This is a genomic window from Sneathiella sp. HT1-7 (assembly GCF_020731145.1).
Lineage (GTDB): Bacteria > Pseudomonadota > Alphaproteobacteria > Sneathiellales > Sneathiellaceae > Sneathiella.
Genome location: NZ_JAJFZN010000003.1, coordinates 117,133 through 129,472, shown reverse-complemented (window position 1 = coordinate 129,472; position 12,340 = coordinate 117,133). Strand labels below are relative to the sequence as shown.

Annotated in this window: 12 protein-coding genes; 1 reads left to right on the top strand and 11 read right to left on the bottom strand. The window is 51.4% G+C overall.

The genetic code is table 11. The features are described from left to right. Positions 1–47: 47 nt before the first annotated feature. The 4 genes from LKE13_RS10350 to LKE13_RS10335 are packed head-to-tail and all read right to left on the bottom strand — an operon-like array spanning position 48 to position 3,965. Positions 48–827, bottom strand: coding sequence for an SDR family NAD(P)-dependent oxidoreductase (locus LKE13_RS10350; RefSeq protein WP_227950987.1), 780 nt, complete (start codon positions 825–827; stop codon positions 48–50). Then, positions 803–1,753, bottom strand: a complete 951-nt coding sequence (locus LKE13_RS10345; protein ID WP_227950985.1) for an SDR family oxidoreductase — start codon at positions 1,751–1,753, stop codon at positions 803–805. The genes LKE13_RS10350 and LKE13_RS10345 overlap by 25 nt, the downstream gene beginning before the upstream one ends. Continuing rightward, positions 1,750–2,652, bottom strand: a complete 903-nt coding sequence (locus tag LKE13_RS10340) for a bile acid:sodium symporter family protein (protein WP_227950983.1) — start codon at positions 2,650–2,652, stop codon at positions 1,750–1,752. The genes LKE13_RS10345 and LKE13_RS10340 overlap by 4 nt, the downstream gene beginning before the upstream one ends. Further along, entirely contained in the window at positions 2,652–3,965 is a 1,314-nt protein-coding gene (locus LKE13_RS10335; protein ID WP_227950981.1) for a flavin-containing monooxygenase, read from the bottom strand. The genes LKE13_RS10340 and LKE13_RS10335 overlap by 1 nt, the downstream gene beginning before the upstream one ends. A 69-nt stretch (positions 3,966–4,034) precedes the next feature. Between LKE13_RS10335 and LKE13_RS10330 the strand changes: the two genes are divergently transcribed. Further along, positions 4,035–4,685, top strand: coding sequence for a TetR/AcrR family transcriptional regulator (locus LKE13_RS10330; RefSeq protein ID WP_227950979.1), 651 nt, complete (start codon positions 4,035–4,037; stop codon positions 4,683–4,685). An 8-nt stretch (positions 4,686–4,693) separates the two neighbouring features. Here the strand turns inward: LKE13_RS10330 and LKE13_RS10325 are convergent, their stop codons facing one another. The 7 genes from LKE13_RS10325 to LKE13_RS10295 all read right to left on the bottom strand — a co-directional run bounded on the left by LKE13_RS10325 (position 4,694) and on the right by LKE13_RS10295 (position 12,338). Next, positions 4,694–5,953: a pyridoxal phosphate-dependent decarboxylase family protein gene (locus tag LKE13_RS10325; RefSeq protein WP_227950976.1), complete on the bottom strand. Its 1,260-nt coding sequence runs from the start codon at positions 5,951–5,953 to the stop codon at positions 4,694–4,696. Between the two features lie 44 nt (positions 5,954–5,997). After that, positions 5,998–6,717, bottom strand: a complete 720-nt coding sequence (locus LKE13_RS10320) for a GntR family transcriptional regulator (protein ID WP_227950974.1) — start codon at positions 6,715–6,717, stop codon at positions 5,998–6,000. An 18-nt stretch (positions 6,718–6,735) separates the two neighbouring features. After that, positions 6,736–7,818 (bottom strand): amino acid ABC transporter permease, encoded by a 1,083-nt coding sequence (locus tag LKE13_RS10315; protein WP_227950972.1) that lies wholly within the window; start codon positions 7,816–7,818, stop codon positions 6,736–6,738. After that, complete coding sequence (locus LKE13_RS10310; protein ID WP_227950970.1) at positions 7,818–8,993, bottom strand: amino acid ABC transporter permease; 1,176 nt, start codon at positions 8,991–8,993, stop codon at positions 7,818–7,820. The genes LKE13_RS10315 and LKE13_RS10310 overlap by 1 nt, the downstream gene beginning before the upstream one ends. After that, positions 8,990–10,012 carry an amino acid ABC transporter substrate-binding protein gene (locus LKE13_RS10305; protein WP_227950968.1) on the bottom strand — a complete coding sequence of 341 codons (1,023 nt, stop codon included), beginning with the start codon at positions 10,010–10,012 and terminating at the stop codon, positions 8,990–8,992. The genes LKE13_RS10310 and LKE13_RS10305 overlap by 4 nt, the downstream gene beginning before the upstream one ends. Before the next feature lie 308 nt (positions 10,013–10,320). Next, a complete protein-coding gene (locus tag LKE13_RS10300) occupies positions 10,321–11,271 on the bottom strand; it encodes a hypothetical protein (protein WP_227950966.1) in 951 nt (316 codons plus the stop codon). Beyond that, a complete protein-coding gene (locus LKE13_RS10295; protein ID WP_227950964.1) occupies positions 11,268–12,338 on the bottom strand; it encodes a vWA domain-containing protein in 1,071 nt (356 codons plus the stop codon). The genes LKE13_RS10300 and LKE13_RS10295 overlap by 4 nt, the downstream gene beginning before the upstream one ends. Positions 12,339–12,340: the final 2 nt, after the last annotated feature.

The following is a 12,340-nucleotide window of genomic DNA, read 5'->3' as shown; positions in this document are numbered from 1 at the left end:
CCGCATTAATCCTATAAAAATGATAAGGGGAGGATATGGTTTAACGTCTAGCTACCAGATATCTCCCGTTCCATCAGCCACTGGTAAAGACGCGGTGAGATGCGGTTAATCCACCAGGAAAGGCGCGCGACCCGGCCCACCAGAATCATCGGCTGTGCCCGGTCAAATCCACGCATAATCTCTGTCGCCGCGGCGTCCGCTGTCATATAATCCTTGCCATCTGAGGCAGACCCGGGCCGGGCTATTCCATCCGGTTGACGATCCGCTTTCCCGATATTGGTCGCGACAAATGAGGGCGCGGCAATCTGCACATGAACACCGTGTATCTTTTCTTCGGAGCGTAAAGATTTAAAGAACCCTTCAAGCGCGTGCTTTGATGCCGCATAGGACGTCCGGTGATAGAGCGGCGCAAAGCCAGCGACGGATGAAATCGCCAGATGCGTTCCTTTCGCCCGCCGAATGGCATCCAAAAGTAAGTGCGCAAGAGAAACGGCCGCAAAATAATTGATCTCAAACACCTTTCGATGGCTGAGATCGCTTTGATCTTCAAACGCACCGATCTGTGTAATCCCGGCATTGTAAATGACGAGATCGATAGCATCATATTGCGCGATAATCCCCTCGGCCGCATGTTTGAGTTGCACAGGATCGGTAAGGTCGCACTCCACGAGGCTCTGCGTATCCGTTGTCTGCAAACGACTGACATCGAGATCGATGAGTACCACACGCCACCTCCTTACCTGCAAGTCCCGCGACAAGGCCTGCCCCAACCCGCCTGCGCCGCCTGTAATCACTGCCGTTTTCATAGGCCCGCGGCCTTCTGCCATAGGGAGAAAACCTCTCGGCTTGTTAATTCGGGCATATAACCGAATTCATCCTTCAGCTTTTGGTTATCCAGAACCGGACGATACTGCAGGAATTTAACCTGCTCTGGACCATATTGCGTCAGGCCAAGCGGCTGCGCTATCGCGAGGGCCGCTTTCAAGACCCATGCAGGGAGCGTAAAAATCGGCTTTTGGAGTAGATGAGCAAGATCGCTAATGCCAAGTGCACCGTCACCTGCAACATTAAAGATGCCCGCAGGACCATCCCCTGCCGCCCGCTTCAAGATACGCGCAAGATCACGGGTCCAGATAAAGACAAACGGACTTTCAAATCCCTGTATCGCCAGCAGGCGTCGTTTATGAAACAGAGCCGTGATCTGATTCTCCGTTCCCACCCCGAGCACAGTTCCCACCCGAAAAACCACCTGCTCAAGCTGAGGTGTCGCTTCGCGCGCCTCTCGCAGCATCTCCTCAACCAGTCTTTTATGATGTGAGTAGGCAAATTCCTCATTTCCGCGAATGGGGTCACTCTCTTGAAGCGGAACGGCATTATCTGCATGATAACCATATGCTGCGCCGGAGGACGTTACGACCAGTCGCCGAACATCAGCAACGATCGCCGCCTCGAGAATTTTCCGCGTTCCTTCAACATCTACCTGATAGGCAAAATCACGCCCCGTTCCCTTTGGCGGCGTCACAATAGAGGCCAGATGGACAATGACATCAGGCCGGACATCGCTGATTACCAGAGCCGGGTCATTGGTGGTCACATCCAGCTTTTGAAACTCAATCCCTGCTGGCAGGTCATCCAGCGGCGATATATCTGTCGCGATAGTTTGATATTTTATATTGTCCGCGAGTTCTTCGAGCAGAGCCCGCCCCACCATGCCAGCGGCACCAGTGACGAGGACAACCGTTTTATCGGTCATCGCGCTGCCTCCGTCCGGGAAAGATACATGGCCAGGCCAAGGCCGGAAATCGCATGCCAAATCCCCCAGAAAGCCGCCGTTACGGCCATGCCACCAAGCCCGTGGAAAAAGGCGAATATCAGGACAAGGCCCAGCGCAGAATTCTGGATACCGGTTTCAATTGTCACAGCACGCCGGTCATAGGGTGACAATCGGGCAAGGGTTGCGGTGCTCCATCCACCTGTGAGGGCAAGAGCATTATGCAAGATCACCAGCCCGGCCACAGCACCGGCAAATTGCTGGAAAAATGTCCAGTTCGCCGCGAGCGCCAAGGCAATAAAGCTGATAAAAATTGCCATGGCCAGCCACTGAAGCGGCCGTCTGATCCGGGCCGTCAGCACCGGCGCCCGAAGGTTACATTGCACCCCAAGGATAAGAGGCAATACCAGCATAAACCCGACGGTGATGGCGATCTGAAACGGATCGAGCGATGTTTGTTGCAGGATTTCCCGTGTTGGTGGATAGAGGTTACCCCAGAACGCGACATTCAGCGGGGTCATCAAAATAGCTGCGATCGTCGCGATCCCGGTCATGGAAACAGAAAGGGCAGAATTCCCTCCGGCCCGATGGGTAATAAAGTTGGAGATATTTCCTCCGGGGCAAGCCGCAACCAGAATGAGTCCAAGCGCAATGGACGGTCTGGGCTGCAACATCCACACCATCAAAAATGTCAGCACGGGCAGCACAATAAACTGGGAAAACAGCCCCACAAGGAGGGGTTTCGGTGCCCGGCGGAGCTTATGAAAATCCTGCGGTGTCAGGTCAAGCGCAATGGAAAACATGACGATGGCCAGCACCGCATTCAGGATCAGCATGGAACCCGGGCTGAAATTCAAGACAACATCGTCAATAGCACCCATTATCCTGTCTCCTTAAGCCGCTGGATCCAGTTTTTGACCGACTTGAGATAGGTAGCCTTGTCGACATAATAGGCCATACGCGGCAGATCGATGTAATTCATTCCTCCGGTTGCCCGAAGAAACCCTTTTGATTTTTCAGCCTTCAATTCCTTGGCCGCAGGTGCATCCAGCATCAGCCCCTTGATATATCTCGCAACCATTTCCGCCTGTTCATGACGCCCCTGCCAGCCGAGGCCGCTCGCCTCAACCATACCAAGAACAAACAAATCGTCCCGTTCCGGATGTAAGGCATTCAGATACAAGTGTGGTGCATTTCCCTGCCAGTTGAGCAATTCCTGATCAATAAAAGGATAGTGCAGCTTGTATCCTGTTGCGGCCAGGATCATGTCATATTCGCCGACACTTCCATTCTTAAAATAAACCGACTTTCCATCAATCCGCTCAATATCGGGATGAATCTGGATATCCCCATGCCCGGCATGATAAAGCACCAATGAATTAACGATCGGGTGACTTTCATAAAGCTGATAGTCAGGCTTCGGAAAGCCGTATTTCTGTGGGTTTCCAACGAACCATCTTAAGATCATTCCATCGATACGCCGTTTTAACCACATAGGCAGTTTAATCATCCCACCAAGTGTGTCGGCCGGCTTTCCGAACACATATTTCGGAACAAAATAATATCCGCGCCGCATTGAAAGATCGCAACTGAGACCATGGTGAATGGCATCCACCGCAATATCACAGCCAGAATTGCCCGCTCCGACAACCAGAACACGCTTACCTTTGAATTGCTCGGGATAACGATATTCACAGGAATGGATCATCTCACCTTCGAATGAGCCGGGAAACTCAGGCAGGTTCGGTTCCGAAAGCGTACCATTGGCGATCAGGATGCCCGCAAATTTCTCACTCTTTTCTCCCTCATCGTCCTGCCAGGTGACTTGCCACCCCTCCCCCGACTGACCGAGCGGAGTAGTCTTTAAAACTTCGGCGTTAAACAGATATTCCTTCCGAAGATCGTAATAATCCGCGAATTCACTGAAATATGCTTTCATCTCGCGATGAGAAGGATATTCTGCCACCCTCTCCTTCATGGGGAAATCTGTGAATTCCGTCATTTTCTTGGAGGAGATCAAATGCGCGGTTTCATACATCGTGGACTTCCGCCCGTCGATATCCCACAGGCCTCCAACATCCGAATGCACCTCAAATCCCTGAAAGGGAATCCCCTGCTCTTTTAGCACTTTTGCCATTGCCAAACCCATTGGACCCGCGCCAATGAGGGCGTAGCGTTTTTTTGTATTTTTCATGCTTCCTCCGTTGCTCTTTAGATTGAACAAATGTACAAAATAAGGCAATAGATTTTTTCAGGGAAAGAAATGCCGACACAAGCTCCGCGAAAAAGGGCCCCTTCCGTCAGGTCGTTACAAACCCGGAAACGGATTCTGGATGCCGCAGAAAAAACCTTTGCGGAGCATGGATTTGATGGCGCATCGCTTCGGGATATCGCCGCGCAGGCAAAAGTTCCCGTTGGCCTTGTTCATCATCATGGAACTAGCAAGGAAGCCCTGTTTTGTGAAGTTGTCAGGCGCCGCGCCACAAAGTTATCTGATATCCGTATTAACGATCTGGATGTCTTAATTGAGCAGCCAGATGTCACACTGAAAGATATTCTTGATTGTTTTTTCCGCGCTTATTTAAAACTGGTGAAGGATGATAGCGATCAGTGGATTTCTTACGGCCGCCTTGTAGCCCATGTTTCTGCGGACGCTCGTTGGCGGGAACTTGCAATTGAGTGCTTTGATCCGACAACCCATCGGTTTCTGGATGAAATTCTGAAGCTCTACCCTAAGGCATCTCGGCAGATGGCGGCGATCGGCCAGATTTTTTCCGTTGCCGCCATGCTGGCATTCTTTAACTCCGCCTGGCGGATTGAAACCCTTAGCCCAGATATGCCGCGTGCAGAAATCGATCAGCTTGTTGATTTCTGCACGGCAGGAGTAGACGCATTATTGCAAAGCCACGCTTAAGATATGGCCTAGTACTTGGCCTGAATGTTGGTTTCAGCATTCGGATCTTTACGGGCCAGTTCCACGCAATCGCGCAAGTCTTTCAAAAATGCATCGCGGGCGCCATCATGTAGAAGGGACATCATCGCATGCATTCCCTTGGGTTCGCGGGTCAGGCCAGAAAGCCATCCACGGCTCATCATCTTTTCAGATACAAGGAAAATATCGACCTCTTTCGAGCCGTAATTGATAATTGAAAGATCGGGTTTAGCCCAAAGCTCCAACCCTTCGATATTGCAGATACCCTCGCAATACTGATCTGTCATCTCGGCAAGCCGGCGTGCCGCGTCTTCATAGCCTTCTGTCCCCAGATGGTTAAGTACAGCCCAGGCTCCAGCAACTGCACCTCCGGGTCTTGTGCCAACAAGAGTTGGCGTTTCAAACGGTCCGTTTGGCCAGGAATTGGATTTAAACGTCGCACGCTCCAGATCGGCAGCATCCCGATAGAAAACCGTCGATGCCGGTTTGGGGCAAAATCCGAATTTATGTAAATCGGCCGAAATGGACCGGACCCCTTCAAATCGAAAATCAAAATGGGGTGTCGGGCGCCCAATCCGCGTAAAAAACGGGGCAATCCACCCGCCAACACAGGCATCCACATGTAACCAAATGCCCGCATCCAAAGCAATTGCACTCAATTCGTCAATCGGATCAACAACCCCATGCGGAAAGCAGGGCGCAGAACCGACCATGGCAATCGTTCGTTCATTAATAAGCTTCTTCATTTCTGCCGGTTCAACCCGCTTGTCATCCCTTAGCGGTGCCCGCAGCATTTCCAGATCCATTGCATCTGCCGCCTTGTCAAAAGCCGGATGCACTGTGATTGGCACAACAATGTTTAGTGTTTCACCGCGCTGCGCCGGGTTGCGCGCCCTATGGGCATCACGCGCAGCCTTCATCGCGATAAAAATGCTCTCCGTCCCGCCGGAGGTAAATGCCCCCGTCGCGCTTTCAGGAGCACTGAACAAATCAAGCCCGAAATCAAGGACATCTTTCTCCATCGACCCGATTCCAAAAAAGGCTCTTTTCCGACCTAAGGCATTTTCGCTAAAGCATTCAAAAAAGGCTTTACGCCCAATTTCATAGGTCTCCTGATCATTTCGAAAAACAAACAACGGAGTCCGCCCATGCTGCCAGTCCACGTCATCGGCACAACGTTGCCGAATATCATGCTGCAGATCCGGCCAATCTCGCCCCCCTTTAGGAAATGTGTTTCTTGTAATTTTCATGGAAATTCCTTTCATAAATTGAGCGTCTGGATAGATGAGAGAATTTAGGCATCCGGTTTATCGTCGTTCAATACGGCAACAATGGCGGCAGCTCCTTCGGAAAGGTCGCGTGCAACCGCGACCGCAGCGGCAGCGGCGTCCCGCAACTGAAGGGCCGCAAGAATACGCTTATGGTTTTCATATCCGATCAAGCGTTTGCGATAGCTATAGGACAACCGATTTCGTGTTGGTCCGGCCCGGAGCCACAGGGTATCGATAATACTGCGCATGAAAGGCTGGTTCGCACGATCGCAAATTGACAAATGAAATTCTGAATCAATTTGCAGTGCGTCGTTAAACCGCTCTTCGCCAATCATTTCCTTCATCTGCTCATTCAGATCGACCAGACGTTTAATTTCCTCGTCGGAAAAAAGCGGCGTCGCCAGCTCAATTGCAATCGGTTCAAGCGCCCCACGAAGACGCATGACCTCTTTATATTGCTCACAGTCAAGATCAACGGTAGAGAATGTCCGCTTTTCTGAAACGTCCAGTGCGCCCTCATTAACGAGGCGCATAATCGCTTCCCGCGCAGGCGTCAAACTCACACCGAGATCCCGGCTAAGCTTTCGGGCCGTCAGTTTCTCTCCCGGGCTCCAGACGCCCATCAGCAATCCGTGCCTGAGCTTTTCATAAACCTGATCAGTCAGTGACGGGCCGCGATCCACAACACCAAGCAAGTCCCGGGTCGCGGGATCTGCTTTCAGGTTATCGATCTGTGAAATCATTATAACTTGTCCTTTTTATTACCGGTCATTTGATTGTTCCCGCATATCACGAAGGGACCGTTCCGTCTGACGTCCGTACCATGAAATACTCCCGCACATTAGCGCATAAATAATGCCGGCAAATACATATGTCTCTACATAAAAGCCAATCCATTTCGGATCCGCCAAGGCAGCCTGGGCCGCACCGAGCAGATCCATCATGGCAACGATAACAACCAAAGATGTTCCCTTTAACGCCCCGATAAACAGATTGACCATCGCCGGTAATACAGTCTCGAAAGCCTGGGGCAATATGACTTTCAGCATCATCGGCCAGTAGGCAATCCCAAGGGACCGACAGGCTTCATACTGACCTTTTGGAATGGCCTGAAGGCCACCGCGCAGCACCTCTGCCATATAGGCTGCCAAAAACAGAGTAAGACCGATCAATACCCGGCCCAAACCATCCGGCGTAAATCCATCGGGCAGGATCAACGGCAACAGTACGGACGCCATAAACAGCACGCTGATTAACGGCACGCCGCGGACGGCCTCAACAAAGACAATCGAGAATAGGCGAAAAACGGGCAGTTTAGACTGCCGCCCCAAAGCGAGGGGGACAGAGATTACCAGCCCGAATGCCACGCCAAAAACTGTCAGCAAAATTGTGAGCGGCAAGCCACCCCATAGGGAGCTTTCCACGTAACTTAATCCAAAAACCCCTCCCCACATCAGAATTCCATATGAGAGAAGCCCGGCGACCCAGGCCGGAAGCAACCATTTGCGCCAGAAAATCGGGTTAAGCGAGATAACGACCAGCGCCACCAGAATAACCGTCCCCACCAGCGAGCGCCACTGATCGTCATATGGAAAGCGACCGAACAAAATGAGCCTTAGCTTACTGCCGATAAAGGCCCAGCAGGCGCCGGAACCGGGTGGGCAGCTATCTCCAGAATCTCCCGTCCAGACCGCGTCTATCAAAGCCCATTGTACAATTGGTATCGCAATCAGCACCAAGACAAGCATGGCCGTAATATTTAGCATCACCGATACTGGCGATCTCGTGAATTCAGCAGTCAATCGTTGCCACCAAGAGAGCCGAGGTATGATAGTATTTGACATTATCGCTCCTCTCTCGATGTTCGGGCATTCATTAAATTCAGAATCATCGACGTGATGAGACTGAGGATCAAATATATCAACATGATGATCGACACGCATTCGAGTGACTGGCTGGTTTCCGCAAGAGTGATATTGGCCACTCGAACAACTTCGGGATAGCCAATTGCCACACCGAGGGAACTCTCTTTCGTCAGATTAAGGTAGGAATTTGATATTGGTGGAATGATAATGCGCAGCGCCTGCGGAAGGACAATCTTACGCATCACCTGACCCGGATGGAGGCCCAACGAGAAACCCGCCTCGACCTGCCCCTTCGGAACACCCAAGATACCGGCGCGAATGATCTCCGCATTAAATGCACCCGTGTAAAGGCTCAACCCGAGCAACATGGCGGTGAATTCAGGGGTAATCGTTAATCCACCCTTAAAATTGAAACCGCTTAAATGTGGGATATCCCAACTGATCGGTGCTCCGGCAAAATAGATTGCGGCAATGGCCGGTAATATCGCGATCGATAGCCCCCATGGCCACAAAGTAAACTCTGCATTTGTCTTGCGGTGCCAGATTCTTAGTCCGACGGCAAGAGCAATCCCGCCTAATAACGCTAGCATCACCACCCAGAAAGACGGCTCCGCCACGGGGGAAAGCAGGTAAAGCCCCCGATTGGTAAAATACACCCCTTCAACCGGCGACAGCGCCTGCCGTACCGTCGGCAACCCGCGTAGCAGAAAGGTGTGCCAGAACAAAAGCTGCAACAACAACGGGACATTTCGCACAACTTCGACATAGCCACGACACAAGCGCGCAATCACCACGCTTTTTGAAAGCTGTCCCAAGGCAATAATCAATCCGACGAATGTTGAAAGAACTATCCCAAGCGCGGCAACCTTTAAGGTGTTCAAAACACCGACGACAAAGGCCATGAAATAGGTATCGCCCGCACTGTAAGGAATTAAGCTTTCCCCCAGCTCGAACGCAGCCTTCTGCCACAAAAAGGCGAAACCGGATTTCCCGGAAGATTCTGCAAGATTTTCAGACGCGACCTGAATAGCGCCCCAAACCAACACAACAACTATAATGACAAACAGCGCCTGCGACTGAAATTCACGTTGCGCAAACAGGCGTGCAAGACGTACCCCACCGGGTACGTCTTGATAGGTTGGGCCGGATTTCATTGCCAGCCAGGAGCGACCATTGCGCCGCCGTCACGCCATAGCGCATTCAGGCCGCGCGGTACCTGGAGGTGTGAATTCTTACCAAGAGTGTTGTTGTAGAATTCTCCGTAGTTACCCACGGTCTTGATGACATTGACCATCCAGTCATTTTTGACACCCATATCGGCTCCAATTGTGCCCTCAACGCCGAGAAAGCGCAGGACGACCGGATCTTTTGATGTCTTGGCGACCTCATCAACATTCGCTTGGGTAATACCTAGCTCTTCCGCAGTGATCATTCCGTAATGCATCCATTGCAGTACCTTGAAAAACTTGGGCGACCCTTCGCGGATAACCGGCGCCTCAAACGATTTAGCGATAAGAGTTTCCAAAATCACATGATCGTCCGGACTTGCGGCCCGCGCACGGCGAATTGCAAGATAAGGCGGCTCCATCGTCACCGCGTCGCAGCGTTTATCAAAGTACATTGAGTACATCTGATCACTGTTTTCCGCAGCCACAGGCTGGAATGACATTCCATTTGCCTTGAACCAGTCGGCTAGATATCGCTCTGTCGTGGTTCCTGCAAGAACACAGACTGATGCGCCGTCCAGCTGTTTAACATCGGTCACACCTGTATCCTTATGGACCATAAATCCCTGACCCGTCATATGGTTCGGACCAATAAAGCTGAACCCGAGCGTCGTATCGCGCGAAATAGTTTCTGTGACGCTACGTGACAAAATGTCGATTTCGCCCGATTGCAAGGCAGGAAATTTTTGCGCACCGGTCAAAGCAACAAACTTAACCTTCTTTGCGTCTCCAAGAATTGCCGCCCCTGCGGCCTTGCAGAAATCGACGTCAAAGCCACTCCATTCGCCTTTATCATCGATGAACCCAACACCCGCGATGTAGTTCAGTGTGCCGCAGACTAATTCTCCGCGTTCCTGAATCTCATCAAGCAGGTCTGCCGCATTGGCTATCCCACCAGTTCCCATGCATAACGCTACCGTTGCAGCAAAAATCGAACTTCTTATCATATCGCATCCTTCCTGAGCATGTGTGACGTTTGTTCATCTGACCTGGCTTGCCACACCCCAACCGGTCATACGCAAAATTATGACATTTGATATATCATATTACAATATTTTAAATTCAGCGCACTTCCGGGCTCGCTCATTCCAGGGAAAATCTGTGCCAAAACAGCACTATTATTGATGAAGCATTTAATGACAGAGGGACGGGCAGACCTGAATAATTTGGTCAGACGTTAGATCCGCGACAGATGGCTGCTATATCGCGAGTCTGGGGAAATAGTTCGTGTGGGATAAAACCTGTTATCCCGCCCTCATTGCTGAGGAAGGGCCAGAAACGTGCCGTTACTTCTGCGGGTTACTTCCCGCATCAAGATACCGAAGCGATCCGTTGCCCCTCTGGAAATAATGCCAATGGCGTGTATACGGGCGAGTGGCTTACCGGTGATCCGGTTTGTATTTAAACTTTCCAGGCGGTTAATCACCGCATCATATGACGAACCCGTATAATCATCTCCCAAAATATAAATGGAGAGACTCACTCCCGGCTTGGCATATGTTTTCAAGGCAACTTCAAGCCCTTCAACCGGGCTGCTGTTGGAGTTGCTGCGCCAGTTGGCAAAGGCCTTGAAAATACCCTTGCGCCGACTAGGGGTATCGGGAATCCATTTCCCGTTATAGGAGGAAATCAGGTGAATGCCGTTATCATTCAAGATCTGAAAGCCTTTAACCTTTGGGTGAATGGAGAGCACTTTTTGCATCAGGCGGGACACTTGTCCCCATATCCTCTGCATACTGCCGGAGGTATCAACAATGAAAAGGACATAGTCACTATCGACAGGAATGCCGCCGACCTCATCGTCGCGCTTTTCCGGTACTGTGTTCGGACGAATAGAGGCACGGTTAAGTGACTCCTCAACCAGCTGCAATCCTTCGAGGTCATCCAGCGCCTTGGCTTCGGCCTGCTCGGCGGAGGATTTTTGCTGATCCAAATCCTCGATTGTATTTTCCATCTCTCCGGCCAGGTTTTTGCTCGCGCTTAGTTGCCCCTCCACCATGGACGTTTGATCTTCCAGGTCGCTGATAAGACGTTCTGCCCGTGTAATCTGTCCCATCAGATCCCGCGCTTCGTCAATCCCGCCAGAGAACTCCCCCTCCCCCGGTTTAGAGATCAGGATCAAAAGAACAACCGCGCCAAACCCGCAGGATACAAGGTCCAAAAAGGAAATACTGAATATCTCCAATGTCCGACTGCGCCGTCTCATGGCCAGCTCTCCGCCGGGCTGATCATCAGGCCGTTTGTCGAGAAGGTCCAGCTCCAAAATGCCGGCGCAGCCTTTGGATCCCCTTCGAGTGGCAGGAGGACGACATTGACAGGCCGTCCTTTATGAATACCATGCTTCCTGATGGTGTACTGGAATAGCTTAAGTCGGCAATCTCCGGAAATCGTGGCCGATTTTCCAAAAAGAGAATTGCAATTGGAAAACGGATTTAGCGACACAAAATTGGAGGTGCCTGCGGTTGGCAGACCGTCTGTCACAAGATAATAGTCGGTCGGCGCATCACTAAACCCATTAACAGATTCAAGGACCGCCTCCAGATTAGTGGCTCCCTCCGGGACCACATTTTCCATTCGCTGAAAAACACTTTCGATCGCTGCGGCGTCTGATCCAGAGAACCAACTACTTGGTCCGATAGCAAAGACCTTCTCATTAAATCCAACGAACTTTGCCTGCGACTTTTTCGGAATTCGATTGGCGAGCCATTTGACTGTTCTGATTGTCCGCCGCCATTTCGGACCCTGCTTTTTCTCTGCATCGGAGGCCACTTTCCGGCCGATGATATCTACAAGCTTTTCGTCAGTCATTGACGCGCTTGTATCAATCAGAAAGGCAATCCGCTTTCCTTCCACTTTGAGGCCGAGCAGATATTCTTCCTCCCCGCCCTGATCGGATTGTACGGGGTCAGCTTTTTGCAACGGCGGCTTTTTGACTATGCTTTCAGTAACGCTTTTTATCTCGGCAACCTTTTCCTCCATCCGGCTGGTGGAATTATTGATTGCCTCCGTCAGCGCATCCTTCTTCCCAGCAAGGCTTGCCAGCCTGGAATTGAGCGCTTCCAGTTCAAGCTGGTCCTGTTCCAGTGTGACCTGCAGTTCCTCCGCCTTTTCATGCCGGACTTCCAGTTCTTTCTTGAGGGCGTCCACATCAACGGCCGATTGATCCGGCTGAAGTTTCAGCAATATCAGGATAAGAACGGCCGCACCCAACCCACATGACATGATGTCAAGGAACGAAAGACTGACCCCTTCTGTTTCACGACGTTTGCGCAAGG